This window comes from Chryseobacterium sp. Y16C (assembly GCF_022488405.1).
Classification (GTDB): Bacteria; Bacteroidota; Bacteroidia; order Flavobacteriales; family Weeksellaceae; genus Chryseobacterium; species Chryseobacterium geocarposphaerae.
Genome location: NZ_CP092711.1, coordinates 4,566,758 through 4,589,557, shown reverse-complemented (window position 1 = coordinate 4,589,557; position 22,800 = coordinate 4,566,758). Strand labels below are relative to the sequence as shown.

Here is a 22,800-nt window from a genome sequence, read left to right as displayed (position 1 = left end):
AACTGCCATACACTAAGACTTTCTGTATTACATCCTTAATTTTTAGAAGTCATAAAATAAAATTTTATTTAAAATAATTATTGTTTTACGATAATTAATTATACATTTGCATTATCTATTAATTATCAAGTCATGAATCAGACAAAAATTATTTCACAGATTCTCTACTACATTTGCTTCATACTGGCAATCGGCTATTTGCTGACTGCAGTGTATTCAATCCTTTGCCTCGTAACCGGATTTAGTATAACACCGTATAAAGAAAATGCATACTTTCATATCAACTATCCTTTTACCGATAAGCCTTTTTTGAATATTGAGAATAATTATCCGTATATCCTATTCTCTTTTTTATTGGTTTTAGTCACATACGGAGTATTCTTTTGGTTTTCAGCCAAAGTTTTTAAAGTTTTCTTTCAGTCAAAATTATTTACGAAGGATAACATTACACACCTGAAAAGGTTTTACCTCTATAATATCTTTTTTCCATTGCCTATAGTTGTGATCGCGAGCTTCTTCGTGGAAGTGGAAAGTATAATATGGGGATTGGTTTTTATTCATTTCATGCTGGGAATTTTCTGCTTATTTCTTGCGAATATTTTTAAACAGGGATTACATTTGCAAAACGAACAAGATTTAATTATATAAAATGCCAATTATAGTCAACTTAGATGTAATGCTTGCCAAACGTAAAATGCAGAGTAAAGAATTGGCAGAAAAACTGGGAATTACTCCCGTTAATCTCTCCATCCTGAAAACAGGAAAAGCCAAGGGAGTCCGTTTTGATACATTGGAAGCGATCTGCAAAATACTGGAATGTCAACCGGGAGACATTTTAGAATTTAGAGATGAATGATAAGGAATCAAGAATCATCGATTATTTTGATCATTTTATGTGAACTTTTTTGAAATTAAAACTCTAGTCTTTTAATAATAACTTTTGTGACTTTTACGGTTACATTACACCTTTCAGTATAAAATCTTAAACATATCATTTTAAAAAGCAATGGAAACATTGCCAGTCCTTCTATTATCCAAACCCAACAATATGAATACTTTATCTATCAACAACCTCAACCTCACCTATAAAAATGGCTTTCAGGCGATTCAAAACATTTCGCTGGAAATCGGAAACGGAATGTTCGGGCTTTTAGGTCCTAACGGAGCCGGAAAATCTTCTTTAATGAAAACCATTGTAGGACTCCAGAAACCCACTTCAGGAAATATCATCTTCAATGGTGTCGATATTGCTGAAAACCCTGATTATATCAAACAAAATTTAGGCTTTCTGCCTCAGGATTTCGGAGTTTATCCTAAAATCTCTGCTTATGATCTATTAGAACATATTGCAATTTTAAAAGGGATTAAAAACAGTACCGAACGCAAAAATCAGGTCATAAGCCTGCTTGAAAAAGTAAATCTTTCTGATTTCAGAAACAAAGAGGTTCATACCTTTTCCGGGGGAATGAGGCAACGGTTCGGAGTCGCACAGGCTCTATTAGGGAATCCGAAAATTATTATCGTTGATGAGCCAACTGCAGGTCTTGATCCCGAAGAACGCAACCGTTTCAATTCTTTGCTGAATGATATCAGTAAAGAAGTTATTGTCATTCTTTCCACTCATCTCGTGGAAGATGTCCGCAATCTGTGTTCACAAATGGCCATTATAAACAAAGGAAAGCTTCTGAAGAAAGGAAAACCCAATGATCTGATCGCTGAACTGAATCAGAAAATATGGTCAAAATCCATTGATAAAACTGAGCTGGATCATTATCATTCGACCTATCAGATCATCAGTCAGCAATTAATTGAAAGGGAATTATACATTACCACATTCTCCAACGAAAAGCCTAAAGATTTCATTCCTGTAAATCCTTTACTGGAACACGTCTACTTTCATTCTCTTATTCAAAAAATCTAATCATGAACGCCTTATTTTTATTTGAAGTCCAGCGCACTACCAAGCATTGGCTTACTTACCTTATTGCCTTGATCCTGATCGGAATTGGAATATTTTGTGGAAATAATTTCAACCTGAGTGCCGGAGAAGGTATTTATCTGAATTCCCCTTATACCATTGGTTTTATGACCGGAATGCTAAGCTTATCCGTGATATTCTTTGCCACTATTTTTGCCAGTCAGCAACTTTTTAAAGACCAGGATTCAAAATTCGACAGTATCTTGTTTTCCCTTCCGTTTTCAAAAAGGGTTTACATAAGCGGAAGATTTTTTTCTTTCTTTTTACAGACATTCTTAAGCTTTGCTTTTTTGATGACCGGGTTTATAATCGGACAGAATGTGCGTACGGGAAGCGAGATGCAGCCTTATTTTAATCTTTGGTATTATCTATTTCCGCTGTTAATCTTCGGGTTTATCAATTGTCTTTTAGTCTGTAGCTTTTTGTTTCTCATTTCATTGGCTACGAAGAAAAAACTCCTGGTCGTGATTGGCGGATTACTGCTTTATGTATTATATATGATTGTTCTGCTGTTTTCCAATTCTCCTTTTATGGCAGGAAGTATTCCACAGTCACTGGAATCGCAGCAGATAGCCGCATTCACAGATCCTTTTGGCTTATCTGCTTATTTTTTTGAGGGAAGAAACCTTTCTGTTTTTGAAAAAAATAAATCGACCATTCCCTTTTCTTCCTATTTATTGGTAAACAGGATCATTTTCCTGATCATTTCGGTGGTGTTTTTACTGCTCTCCTACCGTCTTTTTTCATTTTCAGGATTTTCCGGTAAAAAGAAAAGAAAAACTGAGATCAATACAACATTTTCAAAGATCAACCCGAAAGCATATTCGGTTGTAAGCCCCGATTTCGGAATAGTTTCATCGCTGCAATCCGTCTTATCCTTTACCAAAATCGATCTCATTTATCTTTTTAAAGGAATTGTCATGGTTGCTGTTTCCGTTCTGCTGCTATTTTTTGTCGGGATGGAAATGTACGCTGAAATTGAAAAAGGAATCCGGCTTCCGCAGAAATATGCAAGTTCCGGCTTGATGGCCACTACGATATCCGAAAATTTTCATTTGCTGGGCTTGCTTATTGTTGCCTACTTCATCAATGATCTTTATTGGCGAAGTAATGCTTCGCAATTTTCCCTGATTGAAAAAAGCACTTATTTTCACAAAAATAAATTAACCGGTCATTTCTTATCCATCAGTGTTTTATTATTCTTTTTTACCGGAATATTGATTTTGGAAGGATTAGTTTTTCAGTTGAGTTACAACTATTTTCATATTGACTGGAGCGCTTATTCAGGAACAGTTCTTTTTAATACTTTTCCGCTTATTCTTTTTTCAGGGTTTGTTCTCCTCATTAACGATCAAATCAAAAACCGGTTCATTGCTTTAGGCATTTCTGTTGTATTACTGATCATCATGGCGACTCCCATTACTAAAAAGATTATCTCTTATCCGTTACTGAGGATATTTGCAGATTTCAAAGGCACTTACAGTGATTTTAACGGGTATGGAATTTATTCCACAGCTTTTGCGGAAAGACTTTTGTTCGGATCAGGAATTATTTTTCTTTTATGGATGATAAACGAATGGTTTAAAACTAAGAAATGGAACCTAAAAAAAGCTTCCTTTACTGTTTTACTATTAATCATCGGTTGTCTGGCAGGAAATCAATTGATGAAAGGATATTCACCTAAAAATGATGAAAAGATTCTTCTAAATGCAATTCATTATGAAAAACAATTCCGACGGTATGAAAATCTGCCACAACCTGTCATTACCAATGTTAATACGCAAATTGACCTGTATCCATCTCAAAGGTCTTATGAAATTAAAGGGAAATATACTTTGACCAATCAAACTGATAAAGCTATTGATAAGATTCTCATTAATTTCCATCCGGATTTGAAGATACAATCTGCAGTTCTTCAAACCGCATCAGAAACAAAGAAAATCAATCAAACCATCACCGAAATTCATTTAAAACAGCCATTACAGCCTGATGAAACCGCTCACCTTGATTTCAAAATCTCCTATCAATGGTTTGCTGTAAACGGTCATGAATCTTTTAATGCGATTGTTGAAAACGGTTCTTTTATGAGAATCAGCAGATATTATCCTGCGATTGGCTACCAAAAAGATTATGAAATTGAGGATCAGAAAAAAAGGGATGAATTTAGGCTTGGAAAAGCACGGGCTGTAAAAAAATTAGAAGCGCCGGAAGTTTTTAATAAAGATTTCATCACTTTAAATATGATCATTTCTACCGAAAAAGATCAAACAGCCATTGGAACAGGAGATCTTATGGCCCAGTCAATAAGAGGAGAAAGACGCTTCTTTCATTATCAATCGAAGAACATTCCTTTCCGTTTCGCTCTTTCTTCGGCAAAATATAAGCAGAAAATAATCAATTATAAAGGCATCACAATTAATGTATTGTATCATCAAAAGCATGAAGAAAATGTAGACCACCTCATCAACAATGCCAAAATAACTCTGGATTATTGTAATAAAAACTTTGGAAAATATCCTTTCAAAACCATTAATTTTGCTGAAATTTCCTCATTTACCAGAGGTTTTGCGGCTACAGCTTATCCTTCTGCTATTTTTATGCCTGAAGATATGATTTTCCATGCGAATATTCATGCAGATAAGCAGCAGGATGTCATTAACGAACTTGCGGGACACGAACTTTCTCATCTTTGGTGGGGAAACAGCCAGATTGATCCTGATGACCGGGAAGGTTCTCCTATGCTCACAGAAACGCTTGCCATGTACACGGAAATGATGCTTTACAAAAAAATGTACGGCAAAGAAAAATTGATGGAACGAATACAGGTTCATCAGCAAATCTATGATAATGAAAAAGGATTATCTGAAAATGAGCCGATCTATAAAGTAACCGGAAATAATACGCATATTTCTTATTCCAAAGGCGCCATTGCTATGGTGCAGCTCAGTGAGCTGATTGGGGAAGAAAAAGTTAATACAGCCCTGAAAAATTTTCTTCAAAATAATAGGTATCCTAAAAAACCGACTACTCTTGATCTTCTCAAAGAGTTTTATAAAGTTGCTCCTGGTGAGCAGATCAAAAAGAAAATCAATGGATTATTTACCACTATATAGTTTTAAGACCACCGTCTATACGGTGGTTTTTAGTTAATTTAAAAAATTTATTTCCTCGTTGTAACAAAATAAAATTTCATGCAACAAATTAATTGATATATCAATAATTGATTCATCATTATTATTTAATTAAAATATTTCCCATGGAAAAATTAGATTCAATCATATTTTACAATATCGATAAAGCGATCAGATCCTATAGAAATTATGCACAAAGACAATTAAAAGCAAATGGATTCACCATAACGATCGATCAGTGGCTGATTATTAAAGCGATATTGGAAAATCCTGGAATTACTCAAAATGAGATTGGTGATCTTGTCTTTAAAGACAATGCCTCCGTCACAAGAATCATTGAATTGCTAGTGAAATCAAAATACATCATTAGAAATCCTAATCCCAACGACCGCAGAAAAACCAACCTTGAAGTTACAGAATCCGGAAAGGAAATCATACAAAAAGTACAAAACCTTGTTGAAGAAAACCGTAAAGTCGCTTTAGAAGGTATTTCCAAAAAGGAATTGGAAATCATGAACAATACATTACTTAAAATATCTAAAAACTGTCTTAACCCTAAAAAATAAACACTATGATAAGAATATGCATATTCATTTTTATGTGGCTTCTCTCTATGTTCACCATGCTGAAAGCTCAAAATATCCAGAATTACTCTTTATCCGGAAAAATAGATTCTGAGAAGGTAAATCAAATGGAAATCAACCTGTTTAATGCTGAAAACAAATTAGTAAAAACAGAAATTGCAGATGCGAAAGGAAATTTCAGTTTCAATGATCTTGCTTCCGGAAATTATACTTTAAAAATCAATAAAAACGGAACTGAAGCTTATCAGTCTGAAAATATAACCATAACAGGAAATACAACCCTTCCTTCCATTCAATTGAATGAAAAACTGATTGAAGGAATAACTATCACTAAAGCTAAACCCTATATTGAAAGACAGGGCGGAAAAATGATCTTGAATGTAGAAAACAGCATTGCCGCCACTGGGAACTCAGCCTTTGAAGTCCTGGAAAAAGCTCCGGGTGTAAAGGTCGATAACAACGATAATATCAGTCTTCGCGGAAAAGGAAATCTTCTGGTACAGATCGACGGAAAAAATACGCCCATGACAGGAACAGATCTTGCCAATTACCTTCGCGGAATTCCGTCTTCAAGTGTTGAAAAGGTAGAGTTTATTACCAATCCCTCATCAAAATATGATGCGGCGGGAACTTCAATCATTAATATTAAACTTAAAAAAGATCAAAGAAAAGGAACAAACGGAAGCATTTCAACGGCTTGGGGAACGGGAAAGTATATTAAAAATAATAATAGTTTCAATATTAATCACAGAAATAAAAAAGTAAATCTTTTTGCTAATTACAGCTTTGCCTACCGTGAATTTTACAACAAATTGCTTCTTGACAGAAGTTTTTACGATAACGGAAATTTCACGCAAGGTTATATCCAGGATAATTTTCTGAAAATGAACTTTAGAAATCATATCGCCAAAACCGGAATGGATTACTATATGAATGATAAAAATGTTCTTGGATTTTCAGTGGGATTTGTCAGCAACAAGTTTGATCCGACGAGCAATAATGAAACCTTGATTGTAGATAACAACCATCAACCTTCAGGAACCTCCAATACCAAAAGTAACAACCGGGATCACTGGAAAAATGTATCTTTTAATCTTAATCATAAACTTACGATTGATTCTCTGGGTTCTGAGCTTACAACGGACTTGGATTACATCAACTATTCCAACACTTCTTTGCAGAATTTTATTACCAATAATTATGATGTTAATGGAAATCTCTTCCCGTCAACATCTTTAAATCCGAATCCTTATAACCTGAAAGGAGATTTGGGCGGAAGTCTGAATATTTATTCCTTAAAATCCGATCTCACAAAGGTGTTTAAAAAGAACTGGAAATTAGAAACCGGAATCAAAACAAGTTTTGTGAAAGCGGATAATGACCTTCAGTTTTTTAATGCCAGTTCAGGAAATTTAGTTCTTGATAACTCAAAAACCAATCATTTTATTTATGAAGAAAACATCAACGCAGCGTATGGAAATGTGATTAAAAACTGGGAAAAATTTAAAGTAAATTTTGGGTTGAGAGTAGAAAATACCAATATTACGGGAAATCAGATCACGACAAACCAAATCAATAAAAAGAACTATACACAGTTATTTCCGAGTGCTGTTTTTTCTTATGATTTAAACAATAAAAATACAGTTGAGCTTAATTTCAGCAGGAGAATTACAAGACCGACTTATAAACAGTTGAATCCATTTAAATTCTATCTGGATCTTACCACTTACCAGGCAGGGAATCCTGATCTGAATCCGCAAACAACAATGAATTATGAATTTACCTATAGTTTCAGCAATAAGTATTTTGCCACATTAAGCTACAGCAAAACCAAAAATAATATTACCGATGTACTGAAGCCAACGATAGAAAATGGAAAAACGGTCGTAGTTCAGGCCAATGAAAACCTAAGTTCTGCTTCCTATTACGGACTGAATCTGATTGCTCCTGTAAAAGTGGCAAAATGGTGGGACATGAACAATAATGCAAACTTCTACTACGGAAGCTATACGGGAAATATTGCAGACACCTATATTAAAAATCAGGGGAATTTTACTTTTGATCTCAACAGCATCAATTCATTTAAACTAGGAAACGGATTTACCGCAGAATTAACCGGAAATTATAAAGCAAAAGAAGTGTACGCTTATATGTTCTTAAAACCAATGTGGTCTGTAAATATCGGTGTTCAAAAGAAATTTAAAAACAATAGTACCCTGAAGTTCTCTTTCAACGATATTTTCTTCACCAGCAATCCGGAAGCAAGAAATGTTTATACGAGCTATGTAGAAAACTTTATTGTGAGACGTGATACTAGAGTGGCAACACTTTCGTATACGTATAATTTTGGATCAGGAAAATCCGGACAACCAAGAAAGACAGGTGGCGCAGATGATTTGAAACAGAGAGTCGGAAATGGATAATTAAGATTATTTCGTTCCTCGCAATGACATTCAACAAAACCTCCAAAAAAACTGGAGGTTTTGTTTTATTTATTCTTCTTTAAAATGTAATAAATCGCTTTATCTTTATCATCATTCATCGTATAGGCAAACTGAAAGGAATATCCGTTTGCAGACATGAAATTAAGCGCATCCATCATAGAATTGAACTTCATATTCCGCCCTCTTTCGTCTTTGATGCTTGTTCCGTTTTTGAAGGAAATCGATTTGGTTTCCTGCCCGAAATCAATTTCCACGTTTACCTTCGTACTTAAAGATCTTCCGGTGCCGATAATCTGTACATAATCAACATCAATATCTCTTATGGGAACATCATTTACCGTTTGAGCGAAGGAAACAGAGGCAAAACCAATAAGGAAGAGAATCAATAGTTTTTTCATAAGTTTTTGTTTAAAGATAAATAATATTCCGTCATTATTAAACAGACAAAATCCCTCAAAAAATGAGGGATTCTACTATATCTGAGAAATTAATCTGAGGTGGGATTAATTATTTTACCAGTCTGATCTCCGTTGCAGAAAATCCTTTTGGAGATTTTTCTTTTTCAAAAGAAACTTTATTTCCTTTTTTAATCGGATCTATACAATTGTTATTGTGGAAGAAGATATTTTCTTTTGTTTTATCTTCCGTAATGAAACCGTATCCTTTTTCACTTAAAAAAGTTACGATACCTGTTTTTAAAGCTTCTTCAGCTTCGATTGGAGCCGCCCCCAACTGGATGTTATCAAGATCAATTTCTTGTTTTGCATCCTGATCAGGAGGTGTAGATGTTAATTGTCCGTTTGCATCTACATACATAAACATTTCGTCAAGGCTTTTACCTTTATCATTGTTTTCTTTACGCTCTTCACGACGTAGAGCTTTTTCTTTTTGTTTTTGCTGTTTCTTTTTGAAATTTTCTTTTTTAGAGAAAGAATCCGCCATATATCTTTTTAAATTTAATTGTTACTGAGTACTGTTTTAAGTTTAAACATCGTATAATATTCAAACTATACAATATTAACCTCTTCCAAAAGAGATGTAATATGTTTTCCGGCTGTCTTTATTTGAACAGATTGTTCTGAGAACAATTAATAGATGAAAAAAGAAAAATGACATTTCAAATAATCACAACACCTGAAAGCAGAGAACCTGTCTTTAAGATAATATACAAATATACGGAAAACAAAGACATAAAACAACTTGAATCTGATTTAAATAATTGAGTTTCAATTCACTTAATTGCTCCTTTGAACATTAAATCAAGTATATACAAACAAAAAACCACCGAAAAATCGATGGTTTCTATTTTTATTAAGCCTGATCTGCAGGTTTTTCACCTTGCGGTTTAGCTTGATGTTGTCCTTCCGGTCTTGGTTTCCCTTCTGGTCTATCCTGTCTAGGTTTTCCTTCCGGTTTTGGAGGTCTTGGCAACAAAACTTTTCTCGAAAGCTTCATTTTCTTACGATCGTCGTAACCCATGAACTTCACTTCTACCTCATCACCTTCTGCATACGGAACCTTGTCAAGACGAGCCCACTCAATTTCAGAAATATGAAGAAGCCCTTCCGTCCCTTTCGCAATTGCTACGAAAGCACCAAAATCCATTACTTTCACTACTTTACCTTTGTAAACTTCACCTACAACCGGTACGAAAGTAATCTCATTGATCTTAGCAATAGCAGCATTGATTTTCTCTCTGTCTGTCCCTGCAATTTCGATACGTCCGATTTCTCCGATTTCTTCAATTGCAATAACAGTATCTGTATCTTTCTGTAACTGCTGAATAATTTTTCCACCAGGCCCGATTACAGCACCAATGAAGTCTTTCGGAATCTCCATTACTACCATTTTCGGAGCGTGAGGCTTCACGTCTGGTCTTGGCTGAGAAATAGTTTCCGTGATTTTATTTAAAATATGTAATCTTCCATCTTTAGCCTGCATTAATGCTTTTTCCATGATGTCCATAGAAAGCCCCTGGATTTTAATATCCATCTGGCAAGCCGTGATACCGTCTGCAGTACCTGTTACTTTAAAGTCCATATCTCCAAGGTGATCTTCATCTCCTAAGATATCGGAAAGTACTGTAAATTTACCAGACTTTTTATCCGTGATAAGCCCCATTGCAATTCCTGAAACAGGTTTTGTAATTTGAACCCCCGCATCCATTAGTGCTAATGTTCCTGCACAAACTGTTGCCATGGAAGAAGAACCGTTAGATTCAAGAATATCAGAAACGATTCTGATTGTATATGGATTTTCTGCAGGAATCACTGCAGTTAATGCTCTCTGAGCCAAGTTTCCGTGTCCTACTTCTCTTCTTGAAGTACCTCTTAAAGGTCTTGCTTCACCTGTAGAGAACGGAGGGAAGTTGTAATGTAAGAAGAATCTTTCGTCATGCTGTGTGATAACGCTGTCGATCATGTTGGCATCTTTCACAGATCCAAGAGTTACTGCTGTCAATGACTGAGTTTCCCCTCTTGTAAATACTGCAGAACCGTGTGCTCCGGGAAGGTAATCAATTTCTGACCAGATCGGACGAATTGTTTGAGGATCACGTCCATCAAGACGGATATTGTCTTCAAGGATCATCTGACGCATTGCCTCTTTCTCCACATCATGATAATATACTTTTACGAAAGGAGTTACTCTTTCCAGTTCTTCTGCATTATCTACATATTGAGCAAGGAACTCTTCACGTACTGCTTTGAATTTTTCTGCTCTTTCTTCTTTGCTTGACGGAGTTTTTGCTACTTCATATACCTTGTCATAGCATTCTTTCCATACTTTTTCACGAATATCTTCATCATGAACTTCGTGAGAATATTCTCTTTTCGGGAAAGACTTACCTACTTTTGCAGCCAATCTTTCCTGAGCTTCGATTTGTTTTTTAATTTCAACGTGAGCGAAGTTAATCGCTTCAATCATTTCCTGCTCCGTGATTTCTTTCATTTCCCCTTCTACCATTACGATAGAATCTTTTGTAGCTCCTACCATAATGTCGATATCAGCTTTCAATAAGTTTTCGTAACTAGGGTTTACAGATAACTGTCCGTCTATTCTTACTACTCTAGCTTCAGACATCGGCCCGTCGAAAGGAATATCTGTGATTGCAATAGCTGCAGAAGCGGCAAGACCTGCCAAAGCTTCAGGCATTACAGCTTTATCATAAGAAATCAATGAGATCATTACCTGTACTTCTGCATGGAAATCTTCAGGAAATAACGGACGCAATACTCTGTCCACCAATCTCATTGTTAAAACTTCATCATCAGAAGGCTTAGCTTCTCTACGGAAAAAGTTCCCCGGGATTCTTCCTCCTGCATAAAATTTTTCTCTGTAATCTACCGTTAATGGTAAAAAATCCACACCCGGATTTGCTTCTTTGTTGGCTACAACTGTTGCTAAAAGCATTGTTCCACCACACTTTACAACTACAGATCCATCAGCCTGTTTAGCCAATTTCCCTGTTTCGATAATGATCTCCCTACCATCAGCAAGAGTCACCGTTTCTGTAAACGCTTGAGGTATACTCATAAAAATTTGTCTTCTTTGTACTCCGTATTGAGTACGATTATTATTTAAACTCTTTAAATTTTCGTTTGCAAATTTAATGTATTATTTGGATAAAACCCGTTTTTAAGTGAAATTGCTTTTCTGCCAAGCCTTTAATTCGTTAAAAAAACATCCTATTAATCATCATTTAATACATTACACTCTATTTTCGGACTTTTTTTGAAAAAGTGTATCCCAATTTCCACTCAAGATAATTGGCGACATGAAAATCGTAAGCATTAATGCCGAAGGAAGCAAACAAGCGGTCTGTCACCTGATATTGCAGGCCTATCCTTTGAAAGAAAGGCGTTTTATCATATTTCCATGTTTTCTTGAAAAGATAATAGCCGGCTCCGATATTCACATATAATTTTCCCATAATCAAACGATAACTGGGAATAATACTTGCCAAAACCTGATTTCTAGAAAACCTTTTTTTATCATATACAAAGCCATTTTCAAGATACATCGTGTGATTATATTCATCATCCTGGGTAATTCCCACTCCGATTCCGTATGCTGACTTTTCAGAATACTGGCGGAAATAGAAGGCTTCCGCTCCATAAATATTGTAAATATATCCCTGATAATAATTACTGGGATCGCGATCGGTTCCTTTATAAAAGGCGCTTTTCCGGGCGGCAAATACAGAAAATTCCACCGTATTATATTTATCATGAACTATTCTAACAGTATCTGATTTTTGAGGACTTATTCGTTCAGGGTAGTATACTAAACTTAGTTGCGGAGCAACACTGTTCAGCCCTCTGTTCGGTGTTTTTAAAGAACCATTGGAAAGATGATTGAATCTAAGATTCAGCCCTAAATCAAAATGTTTGCCTATTTCATAATACAATCCGGTTCCCAAGCTGATGAACATATTTGTTTTTGAACCGATAGAACTGTTAAGATATCCCAGATCGGAATTATAAGGAGTCGAATTGAAAGAGATTCCAAAATTAATACTATGATACCATTTAAGTTTATCCCATTGCTTTATTTTGGCATTATATATTCCATAGATAGAATAAGGGCTTCCCAATTGTTTATTAGTAAGATAATCAACAGCAATAACACCAACTCCGATTTGTGGATAATTATATAAGGATTCCCAATCTCTATTTCCGTTGGTCTGCTTTAGAAATTCAAAAGAATATGCTGCAAAAGCTTTGTGCGGATAGCTCTTTAAATGAATATTGGTTGGTAAAACCATTCCATATTCTGTATTTGCACTGGCGGTCCAAAGTTTTGGCTTTAAAGAATCCGCTTCTTGTGCTTTGTAAAAAACGGAAAATAAAACCAAAAAATAAATATAAAAACTCTTCAAAATCAATCTTAATTAAAAAAAGAAACAAATTTAAATATTCATTTAAGAAAACCGAGAAAAAACATTTAAAATTCGGTTATTCGTTATGTATTTCGCAAAAATCCATAAAAAAAGCAACTCCTTTCGAAGTTGCTCTTGTGAAAATCTTTATAGATTATTTTCTTAAACCTAGTTCAGCAATAATTGCTCTATATCTTGCGATATCTTTGTTTTTAAGGTAATCTAGTAAACTCTTTCTCTTACCTACTAATTTCACTAGAGATCTCTCTGTGTTGAAATCGTGACGGTTAGCCTTTAGATGCTGAGATAGGTGATTGATTCTGAAAGTGAAAAGTGCAATTTGTCCTTCAGCACTTCCTGTGTCTTGTGCAGATTTTCCGTGTTTTGCGAAAATTTCCTGCTTTTTTTCTGTTGTTAAGTACATTCCAATATTGTTTAATGATTATTATGTAACGGGTGCAAAATTACGACTTTATTTTGATTCTACAAACATTATTGATTTCATGTATGGAAATTGATAGAAAAAAATGTTAAAAATTTCTTAAAAAAATTATGTCATCCCACTAAAAGACAGTAATTTTGCAATCGAAATTACAAATGGGAAGACTTTTACTTTTTTTAGCCATTACTTCTTTTTTACTGATCGGAAATGCTTCAATGAAAGCACAAAAAAACACCGACGACAAGATAAAGAAAGTCCTTTACTTCAATCCTGAAGTAGAACCTGATATTGAGGAAATAAAAGAACCTACCAATAATGCATTTTTCAGCGCTGTTTCTGATAACACCAGCAATATGAAGAAAAACAAAATGCTGAGAGCTGAAGTGCAGATTCCTTATGACAGCATCGACAAACAGACCATTATCGATTATTGCAGCAATAATGCAACTGATTTTGCTATCGTTCCTAAAGTAAAGTATTTTAAAGTAGGCTTAGGAAAATATGTATTTTCCAATCAGGTTGTCATCAGTATGAAGCTTTTTGATGCAGCAGGAAACCTTCTTACGGAAACAGATTACGACACCTACCGTAAAAATATGCGCTTATTAGGATCTACTGAAAACTCCATAAAAATTGGGACCAACGGCGCTATAAAAGGTATTCTAAAGAAATTAAAAAAGATCAGGCCTACAGCAGAAGCCGGATTCTAGGCTTTAAATATTCCTTAAATTTTATACATTATTCCCGTTTCTTGAAAATTTAAATTATTTTTGCATATCCAAAAATTTCACGTTTTGAATTCCAGAGACGAACTTATCTTTAACCCTGCCGATATTGCCGAAACTCTTAGTGGACTTCCCGCTGATGAGAGGCTTTTAGCATTTTTGAAGGTTCCGAAAGAATACAAAGCCGACGTTTTTTCGCATCTTGACCCTGACTTTCAGGAAGAGACTATCAGAAGTATCGGAAGCGATGAAGTTTCCGAGATTCTGAATGCCATGACACCGGACGACAGGACTGCCTTATTTGAGGACTTTCCGGATGAACTGATCAAATATTCCATCAATCATCTTAATCCGCAGGAAAGAAGAATTGCCCTGAAACTTTTAGGCTATAATTCTGATTCTATTGCCCGTCTGATGACTCCTTATTACATCCAGATCCGTAAGGAGTGGACCGTAAAAAAATGCCTGCAGCAAATAAAAAAAGTGGGCAAAAAGGTGGAAACCATGAACCACTTATATGTAGTGGATGAAAGAAACCGCCTGATTGATGATATTGCATTAGGAAGTTTATTATTGGCGGAAGAAGATACTTTAATATCTGAAATTACCGACAATCACTTTGTTGCGATCACCACTACCACTTCAAAAGAAGATGCTGTGCCGTATTTTGAAAAGTATGACCGGGCAGCACTTCCGATTATTACAGAAGCCGGAGTTCTGGTAGGAATTGTTACTATTGACGATATCCTTGATCAAATTGAGCAGCAAAACACCGAAGATATTCAGAAGTTCGGGGGACTGGAAGCCCTGGATGTTCCGTATACTCAAACCTCTTTAATTGAGATGGTGAAGAAAAGAGGAATGTGGCTGATTATTTTATTCTTTTCTGAAATGCTGACCGCTTCGGCAATGGGTTATTTTGAGGATGAAATTCAGAAAGCGGTTGTTCTTGCTCTATTTGTCCCGTTAATTATCTCCAGTGGAGGAAATTCCGGTTCTCAGGCTGCCACACTAATCATCAGAGCAATGGCTCTTCAGGAAATTGGCTTAAAAGACTGGTGGTACGTTATGAAAAAAGAGATTTTCACCGGTTTATTCCTGGGAAGTATTTTGGGAGCAATCGGATTCTTACGAATTATGATCTGGCATGAAGCAGGCTTCTTCAATTATGGAATGTACTGGCCTTTTGTTGGACTCAGTGTAGGAGTTTCTTTAATTATGATCGTACTTTGGGGTACCCTTTCAGGATCTATGGTTCCCTTTATCCTAAAAAAATTAAAACTGGATCCTGCAACCTCTTCTGCTCCGTTTGTAGCAACACTGGTAGATGTAACAGGACTTATCATTTATTTTTCTGTGGCCGGACTTTTCTTAACCGGTAAACTTTTGTAATTTTAGACAAATCTAAAATAGTAGTATGAAAGTTGTTTCTCTTGTTCCCTCTATTACTGAGGCATTATTTGATTTGAGTTTAACAGAAAACGAAGTTGTAGGAAGAACAAAATTCTGTATTCATCCTGGAGAAAAAGTAAAAAATGTAACTGTTATCGGCGGAACAAAAAACATTAATATTGATAAAATCAAAGCTCTGCAGCCCGATTTAATTCTTGCCAACAAAGAAGAGAATATAAAAGAGCAGGTAGAAGCTTTGATGGATGATTTTAAAGTTATTGTTACCAATGTAGAAACTATTGAAGACAATTATTATTTGCTCAAAAACCTTGGTAAAATCTTTAATAAAGAAGATAAAGCACAACTTTTTAATCTTAAAATTTATGAGGTTTTAAATCAGGCAAAAATTAATTCCAACATAAAAGTAGCTTATCTTATCTGGAAAAACCCTTATATGACGATAGGTTCAGATACTTTTATTCACAAAATTCTGACTGAAATCGGATTTGAAAATATCTTTAAGAACAGAATCCGTTACCCGGAAATTCAGACCAAAGATTTAGCAGAAGCTGATATTATTATGCTTTCTTCCGAACCCTTTCCTTTTAAAGAAAAACATATTGAAGAGTTTAGAGAATTTTACCCTGACAAAAAGATTATGATTGTAGACGGGGAAGCTTTTTCGTGGTACGGAACCCATATTGCAAAATGCGAAAATTATTTTAAAGAATTGCTTCAGGAAATTGATGCGTTTCAAAATTCTTAATGATCAAAATTCATTTACATCAGTCATCATATGAAAATAAAAAACCTCCGGCTCTTCAAGCCGGAGGTTTTTTTATTAAAAATATTCAATTATAATATTTTAGATACTTCATTACAAAGCCATTCCAACAATTCTCTGTCTTCAGCCGTAAACGGATCAATGGTATGTGAATCAATATCAATCTGTCCGATATTTTTACCGTCTTTGAAGATAGGAACTACAATTTCAGCTTTAGTATCAATTGAACAGCTTAAATAGTTGCTTTCTTCGTTCACGTCCGGAACAACAAATGTTTCGTTGGAAACAGCAACCTGCCCGCAAATCCCCTTCCCGTAAGGAATAATGGTATGATCTGTAGGGGCTCCAACATAAGGGCCTAATTTCAGCTCGTCTTTATCTCCATTTTTAAAATAAAAACCCGTCCAGTTGAAATAAGAAATTTCCTGATCCAAAAGGTGGCAAACTTTTTCAAGCTTCTCCTCCGTATTATGTTTAGGACTTTCCAGAATAGAGGAAAGTCTTTTCTTTAATTCTGACATTATTATATTATTTTTAAGAGAATTGTTTTAAAGAAAAATCTTCTTTAAACCCAAACATTCCTCGTTCTTTAATCATTTCTGCAACACCTTCCGGAACCTGAGTTTCCCAGCCTTTGATATTACATCCAATTTTTTTCAAAATATCTCTTGAATAAATTTCCAAAAACTCCGGATTATAGTTGGTAATATCTACAATACGTTCATTGAGCTTGAAATATTTATACAATTCTTTCAGGTTCTCTCCTACTTTAAGGGTTTCAGAGTCCAAAAGCTCGTGCGTCTCCGGATCTTTGTAAGGATACAGATACACTCTCATCCCGTTTCTGAAAAATTTACCGAAAGCTTCCAATATTCCTCCTGACAAATCTTTATAGTATTTCTCATCAAATACCATCAATAGATTATTCACTCCCATTGCAACTCCGATATTCCCATTGGTGTAAGAAGCAAAATAATCAATCAGACGATAATATTCCGAGAAGTTTGAGACAATTACAGTATATCCAAGTTTCCCAAGAACATCTACTCTGTCCAAGAAATCTCTTTCATCTATATCTCCGTCTGCACGAAGGTTTGAAATAGTAATTTCTATTAAGACTTCCGTTTCATCATGAGTACATGCAGCATCTTTCATGAACATGCTCAATCCATTCTGAAGCATATCAATATTCACCTTGGTTACAGGCCTGAAACTCCCTCTTACTGCAAAAATATTTTTCTTGTATAAAATGTCTGCAGGAAGCATGTTATTCCCCTGTGAATTGAAGATCACGGCATCTGTCATTCCGTTTTTCACTAGCTGCAGAGACATCAGTCTGTTGTCAACATAAGCAAAAGCCGGCCCGTTAAAATCGATCATATCAATTTCAAGGTTGTCTTTGGCTACATCATCATACAGAGATTCTACCAAAGTCCTTGGATTGTCATAATAATTGAAAGCTCCGAAAATAAGGTTTACTCCAAGGTTTCCTAAAGTTTCCTGCTGTAAAGTAGCATCATTTTCTTTAAACTTTACGTGAATTACGATTTCGTTATAATCTTCATTTTCTTTTACCTGAAAACGGATCCCTACCCAACCATGACCTTTAACGGTTTTATCAAAATTAATTGTAGTTACCGTATTGGCGTAAGAAAAGAACTTTCTGTTGGGGTTGTTTTCTCTGGAAATCCTTTCTTCAATCAATGCCACTTCATAGCGTAACATTTTTCGAAGTCTGTTTTGGGTAACATATCTGTTTTTTACCTCTTTTCCATAGATTGCATCACTAAAATCTTTGTCATAAGCAGACATTGCCTTAGCGATTGTACCCGAAGCTCCTCCTGCTCTAAAAAAGTGTCGAACAGTCTCCTGCCCTGCTCCAATTTCCGCGAAAGTACCATAAATAGTAGGATCTAGATTAATTGTTAATGCTTTTTGTTTAGGAGTTAGTTTCTGATACATTAGGACATTAAATTTTTCGTAAATTTACCAAAATTAAACCAACCTCAAAAGAAAATGAAGTTGAAATTTTTAGGAACGGGAACTTCCCAAGGCGTACCCGTTATTGGCTGCACTTGCGAAGTGTGTACTTCAGAAAACCCCAAAGACAGTCGACTCCGCTCTTCTGTAATGGTAACTACAGACGAAAACAAAAAAATACTTATCGATTGCGGTCCCGATTTCAGACAGCAAATGCTTTCAAACCACGAGACACACGTTGATATCACCTTGCTTACCCACGAACATAACGACCATGTAATTGGGCTTGATGATATGCGCCCGCTGATTTTTAAAAGTGGGAAAAATATTCCCCTTTATTGTTATCAAAGAGTAGGAAATGAAGTTAAAAACCGATTTCCTTACGCTTTTGCAGATGTTAGATATCCCGGAGCTCCTGCGTTTGACCTTCATGATATTGAAAACAAACCTTTCCATGTTCTAGATATAGAAATTACTCCGGTTGAAGTAATTCATTTTAAAATTACCGTTTTCGGATATAAATTTAAAAACCTTGCCTACATCACTGATGCAGGTTTTATTTCAGATACTGAAAAAGAAAAATTAAAGAATCTTGATGTCTTAATTTTAAACTGTATCAGAAAGTTTGATCCTCATCCTGCCCACTTTATTCTTCCGGATGTTATAAAACTATTTGAAGAGCTGAAACCTAAAAAATTATTTTTAACTCACATCAGTCATCATTTGGGCTTGCATGATATTGAAGACAAGCAACTTCCGCCCGGAATGCACCTTGCCTACGATGGTTTGGAGATTAATTTCTGAAAAATTTTCTTTAAAAAACTTTGGAGTATAAAGAAAAGTTTCTATATTTGCACACCGATTCAAAACAAGGTAACACACTTGCCCAGGTGGCGGAATTGGTAGACGCGCTGGTCTCAAACACCAGTTCTTAGGAGTACCGGTTCGATCCCGGTCCTGGGTACAAAAAACCTCTAAAATCATTTGATTTTCAGAGGTTTTTGATTTTTAGGGTGGTCAAAAGGGTGGCTAATTTTCCTTTGACATTATCGTTCCATCAGTAAATTTAAATTCATAATCCTTATATTCTTCCCAGAAATTATTAGAAATTTTATTTACTAATTGTTCACGAGTTGCTTTATTGGAGCTTGAAAAATAGCAAATCTATTACATCAAGTTTCTAAAAAAACAATTAAAAAGAAACCTATTATTGCTATGAGTGGGGATAAAATGACAAAATTCTATCAAAGAATTAATAAATTTAAATCAAATATAGGAAATATATAAAATCTTAGTTTTTTTATCCTTATCGTAATAAGGTTTAAATCTTAAATAAATTTTTTATTAGTTTTAGCAATGAAAGCAACATATATAAATATTGAAGAGACGCAAAAAATAAAGAATATTTTACTCGAAAATGGAGACAAATTTGATTATGCTCAAATTCTAAAATTATGTAATACTGCATTTCCGAGAATTCCAATTTCAATATATAATTTTCAAAATTTACCTTTCGAACTAAATCAAAGAGAGGCGGGAGGTCTTAATATAATTTACAGAGCTCGTGAAATAAAAAATACAGAAAATAAACCTTTTGATAAGATTGATGAGATATCTTACATTCCTGAAAGTTTAAAGTATTTAATAGCGGATTTTGGCAGAGCCAACAAACCTAACGAGTCAATGTTCTATGGAGCTTTTGATTATCCCATTGCCTGCACAGAATGCATTGTTAACGGAAGAGAAGTTTTAGATAAAGGTTCATCCTTATTTACGATAGGAATGTGGCAAATAACTGAACCTCTAACATTAGCTCAAATCCCCCATTCTGAAAATACTTTTAAAGATTTTTATGATACAGTAGGCTTTAAGTCAGAAACAATACAAAGTGAAGATATTATAAAAGCAAATGAACAAATCAAAAAGCAAATAAACTCAGAATATGATTATAATAATTTAATGTTTTTTGCAGATCAATTTGCTAGATTTGATGAAGGAAATTCCTATAAACTAAGTAATTATTATAGTGACAGAGTTTTTAATAAAATAGAAAACTTGAAAACACAATATGAGATCGAAGGCATTATATATCCTAGTATTGTAAATTCATTTCAAAAGGAAAATATTGTCTTAAAACCATCTGTTGTTGACAAAAAATTAAAATTTGCTGGCGCAATGTTAGTTTGGTTTATTCCAGCACCAGATGGAAAAAGCGGCGCAAAATTTATTCCAGTTAAACAGCATATTAAAGCGGATGAAAATGGGATCTTACAATGGGATCTATAATAAAGTAATAGATATAATCTTTTATAAATATTGTGAGTTTAATTTTGAACAAAGAAGCAACGAATGACAAGCGTTTTGAAGAAACGAGAAGTCTGAGGAAGTGACGACTGAAAAATTTATTAATAGTTTTAAACCGTCAAAAATTGTTTGTTAAAGAAAATATACTTACTTTTATCAACGAAAAAACATGGTAAAAAAATCTGAACAGTTTTTTCTTTTTAAGTTAAAAATAAACTTATAAAAATCCATCTCAATAATTGTAGAGATGGATTTTTAGTCTTAAAGACTACAATTCTAATAATTAATTAAACCTTTCAGTAAATTATCTATTAATATTGAATTGCTTTTTAAGTTTGATTTCTTAATCAGTCTCCCTTCACTATTATAAATAAGAATTTCATTTACCTTTTTATTAAGATACAGATATTGAATCAATTTATACAGCTATATTCAACAACCTATAACATTGCATTTCTGTAGTACCTGACCTGCTCTGCTACCATAACGATACACCGTTATCCCTTTAAGGCCATAGCTATAAGCAGTTTTATAAATATCTGAAATATCCTGTATGCTAGTCTTTCCAGGGAGGTTAATGGTTTTAGAAACTGCATTATCAGTATATTTTTGAAATATTTTCTGATGTAATAAATGATATTGCCACGGAATATTTAATCCTGTTGTAAAGATATCTTTTACCTTCTTAGGAATATTTTTGCATTCATTTAAATTCCCAGTTTCCAAAACGATCTTTTCCGTTTCTTCATTCCATAAACCCAATTCTTTCATTTTTTGAATAAATACAGCATTGATTTCAGTTTGGATTTTACCTCCTAAAATACCCATTCGTCTGTAAGCCAAAGCGAATAAAGGTTCTATTGAATAAGAAGTATTGGCAATAACTGAAATAGTTCCGGTAGGAGCAATACTGTTGCAGGTTGCATTTCTCATCTTTCTGTTAGAAACCCCGAATTTACTGAGTCCCCAGCCTGGAAAAGCACCTCGTTCCCAAGCCAGTTTTTCTGAAGCACTATAGCTTTCTTTCTGAAAAAACTTCATGAGTTTTTCTGCCAATACCAAGGCTTTTTTAGATGCATATGGAATATTTAACAGAATAAGCAATTCCGCCCAGCCCATTACTCCTAACCCTATTCTTCGGGAATGTAAAGTAGTGATCTTAATTTCGGGAAGTGGATAATGATTGAGTGTAATGACATTATCCAGAAAACGGATTCCAATATGAATAATCCGGGATAATTCAAGCCAGTTTATTTCATATTCCCCACGAGTACATATTGTTATTCTTGAAAGATTAACAGAACCCAAATTACAGCTTTCATTATCAAATAAAGGAACTTCTCCGCAAGGATTAGTTGCCTGTATCCTACCCAGATCAGGTGTAGTATTGGAATTGTTAATGGCATCGAGAAAAATCAATCCGGGATCACCCGTTTTCCAAGCTTGCTGTACAATCAATTCCCAGAGCAATTTTGCAGAAATGATTCGGGTTACTTTTTGAGTATGTGGACTAATGAGCTGCCAATCCAAATCATCTTCTACTGCTTTCATAAAAGCATTGCTGATTCCTACTGAAAGGTTAAAGTTTTGTATAGATTTCTTATCTGATTTTGACATGATGAATTCTTCAATATCCGGATGATCAACATTTAGGATTCCCATATTAGCTCCCCTTCTTTTACCTCCCTGTTTTACATATTCAGTGGCAGCATCGTAAATTTTCATAAAAGAAACAGGACCGCAAGATTCTCCCTTATTAGAACTTATCAGATCTCCTTTGTGGCGAAGAGCTGAAAAATTAAACCCGGTACCTCCTCCACTTTGGTGGATTAAAGCCGCATTTTTAAGGGTTGTAAAAATACTTTCCAAACTATCTTCTACAGGTAATACAAAACAAGCGCTTAATTGTGCGTGATCACAGCCCGCATTCATAAGTGTGGGTGAATTAGGCAGAAATTTCAGTTCACTCATTGCATTATAGAAGGCTTGGCTCCATTTGGCAGTATCTTTATTCTCGCAACCGGAAATATATTCTGCAACCCGTTTGAAGAGGGCCTCTGGAGTTTCTATTACCATACCTTCATCATTTTTCAGAAGATAACGGTCTTCCAGAATTTGTACGGCATTTTTGGTAAGAAGTTCCATAGAGTAAATTTT

At 34.7% G+C, this 22,800-nt stretch carries 19 protein-coding genes and 1 tRNA gene; 12 read left to right on the top strand and 8 right to left on the bottom strand.

Translation table 11 applies throughout. The features are described from left to right. Positions 1 to 132 precede the first annotated feature (132 nt). The 6 genes from MKS83_RS20940 to MKS83_RS20915 all read left to right on the top strand — a co-directional run bounded on the left by MKS83_RS20940 (position 133) and on the right by MKS83_RS20915 (position 8,116). On the top strand, positions 133 to 648 hold the full coding sequence (locus MKS83_RS20940) for a DUF2975 domain-containing protein (RefSeq protein ID WP_240581190.1): 516 nt from the start codon (positions 133 to 135) through the stop codon (positions 646 to 648). Between the two features lies 1 nt (position 649). Then, entirely contained in the window at positions 650 to 856 is a 207-nt protein-coding gene (locus tag MKS83_RS20935; RefSeq protein ID WP_233111037.1) for a helix-turn-helix domain-containing protein, read from the top strand. A 192-nt stretch (positions 857 to 1,048) separates the two neighbouring features. Then, a complete protein-coding gene (locus MKS83_RS20930; protein WP_240581189.1) occupies positions 1,049 to 1,921 on the top strand; it encodes an ABC transporter ATP-binding protein in 873 nt (290 codons plus the stop codon). A 2-nt stretch (positions 1,922 to 1,923) separates the two neighbouring features. Further along, positions 1,924 to 5,091, top strand: coding sequence for a M1 family aminopeptidase (locus MKS83_RS20925; RefSeq protein ID WP_240581188.1), 3,168 nt, complete (start codon positions 1,924 to 1,926; stop codon positions 5,089 to 5,091). A 143-nt stretch (positions 5,092 to 5,234) separates the two neighbouring features. Beyond that, positions 5,235 to 5,675: a MarR family winged helix-turn-helix transcriptional regulator gene (locus MKS83_RS20920; protein ID WP_240581187.1), complete on the top strand. Its 441-nt coding sequence runs from the start codon at positions 5,235 to 5,237 to the stop codon at positions 5,673 to 5,675. Between the two features lie 5 nt (positions 5,676 to 5,680). Then, a complete protein-coding gene (locus MKS83_RS20915; protein WP_240581186.1) occupies positions 5,681 to 8,116 on the top strand; it encodes a TonB-dependent receptor in 2,436 nt (811 codons plus the stop codon). A gap of 65 nt (positions 8,117 to 8,181) precedes the next feature. On the opposite strand, the gene MKS83_RS20910 is transcribed toward MKS83_RS20915, so the two are convergent. From MKS83_RS20910 to rpsO, 5 genes are all read right to left on the bottom strand, one after another. After that, positions 8,182 to 8,535 carry a hypothetical protein gene (locus tag MKS83_RS20910; RefSeq protein ID WP_240581185.1) on the bottom strand — a complete coding sequence of 118 codons (354 nt, stop codon included), beginning with the start codon at positions 8,533 to 8,535 and terminating at the stop codon, positions 8,182 to 8,184. A 109-nt stretch (positions 8,536 to 8,644) separates the two neighbouring features. Continuing rightward, on the bottom strand, positions 8,645 to 9,079 hold the full coding sequence (locus MKS83_RS20905; protein ID WP_100377932.1) for a cold shock domain-containing protein: 435 nt from the start codon (positions 9,077 to 9,079) through the stop codon (positions 8,645 to 8,647). 369 nt (positions 9,080 to 9,448) lie between these two features. Further along, a complete protein-coding gene (locus MKS83_RS20900; RefSeq protein WP_100377933.1) occupies positions 9,449 to 11,671 on the bottom strand; it encodes a polyribonucleotide nucleotidyltransferase in 2,223 nt (740 codons plus the stop codon). A 181-nt stretch (positions 11,672 to 11,852) separates the two neighbouring features. After that, positions 11,853 to 12,992, bottom strand: coding sequence for an acyloxyacyl hydrolase (locus MKS83_RS20895; protein ID WP_240581184.1), 1,140 nt, complete (start codon positions 12,990 to 12,992; stop codon positions 11,853 to 11,855). Positions 12,993 to 13,170: 178 nt separating this feature from the next. After that, positions 13,171 to 13,440: a 30S ribosomal protein S15 gene (gene rpsO / locus MKS83_RS20890; RefSeq protein ID WP_100377935.1), complete on the bottom strand. Its 270-nt coding sequence runs from the start codon at positions 13,438 to 13,440 to the stop codon at positions 13,171 to 13,173. A 173-nt stretch (positions 13,441 to 13,613) separates the two neighbouring features. Here rpsO and MKS83_RS20885 point away from each other — a divergent pair, with 173 nt between their 5' ends. From MKS83_RS20885 to MKS83_RS20875, 3 genes are all read left to right on the top strand, one after another. Continuing rightward, complete coding sequence (locus MKS83_RS20885) at positions 13,614 to 14,168, top strand: pyruvate decarboxylase (RefSeq protein WP_240581183.1); 555 nt, start codon at positions 13,614 to 13,616, stop codon at positions 14,166 to 14,168. An 84-nt stretch (positions 14,169 to 14,252) separates the two neighbouring features. Next, complete coding sequence (gene mgtE / locus MKS83_RS20880) at positions 14,253 to 15,575, top strand: magnesium transporter (RefSeq protein ID WP_240581182.1); 1,323 nt, start codon at positions 14,253 to 14,255, stop codon at positions 15,573 to 15,575. A 25-nt stretch (positions 15,576 to 15,600) separates the two neighbouring features. Then, entirely contained in the window at positions 15,601 to 16,341 is a 741-nt protein-coding gene (locus MKS83_RS20875; protein WP_240581181.1) for an ABC transporter substrate-binding protein, read from the top strand. 89 nt (positions 16,342 to 16,430) lie between these two features. Here MKS83_RS20875 and MKS83_RS20870 read toward each other — a convergent pair whose 3' ends face one another. Both MKS83_RS20870 and MKS83_RS20865 read right to left on the bottom strand, forming a co-directional pair. Continuing rightward, positions 16,431 to 16,880 (bottom strand): GAF domain-containing protein, encoded by a 450-nt coding sequence (locus tag MKS83_RS20870; RefSeq protein WP_100377939.1) that lies wholly within the window; start codon positions 16,878 to 16,880, stop codon positions 16,431 to 16,433. A gap of 13 nt (positions 16,881 to 16,893) precedes the next feature. Continuing rightward, a complete protein-coding gene (locus MKS83_RS20865; protein ID WP_100377940.1) occupies positions 16,894 to 18,321 on the bottom strand; it encodes a nicotinate-nucleotide adenylyltransferase in 1,428 nt (475 codons plus the stop codon). Positions 18,322 to 18,375: 54 nt separating this feature from the next. On the opposite strand from MKS83_RS20865, the gene MKS83_RS20860 reads away from it, so the two are divergent. From MKS83_RS20860 to MKS83_RS20850, 3 genes are all read left to right on the top strand, one after another. Continuing rightward, a complete protein-coding gene (locus tag MKS83_RS20860; protein ID WP_100377941.1) occupies positions 18,376 to 19,143 on the top strand; it encodes an MBL fold metallo-hydrolase in 768 nt (255 codons plus the stop codon). An 80-nt stretch (positions 19,144 to 19,223) separates the two neighbouring features. After that, a tRNA-Leu gene (locus tag MKS83_RS20855) sits at positions 19,224 to 19,303 on the top strand. Positions 19,304 to 19,695: 392 nt separating this feature from the next. Beyond that, positions 19,696 to 20,625, top strand: a complete 930-nt coding sequence (locus MKS83_RS20850) for a hypothetical protein (protein ID WP_240581180.1) — start codon at positions 19,696 to 19,698, stop codon at positions 20,623 to 20,625. A gap of 450 nt (positions 20,626 to 21,075) precedes the next feature. On the opposite strand, the gene MKS83_RS20845 is transcribed toward MKS83_RS20850, so the two are convergent. Continuing rightward, positions 21,076 to 22,788 carry an adenosylcobalamin-dependent ribonucleoside-diphosphate reductase gene (locus tag MKS83_RS20845; protein ID WP_240581179.1) on the bottom strand — a complete coding sequence of 571 codons (1,713 nt, stop codon included), beginning with the start codon at positions 22,786 to 22,788 and terminating at the stop codon, positions 21,076 to 21,078. Positions 22,789 to 22,800: the final 12 nt, after the last annotated feature.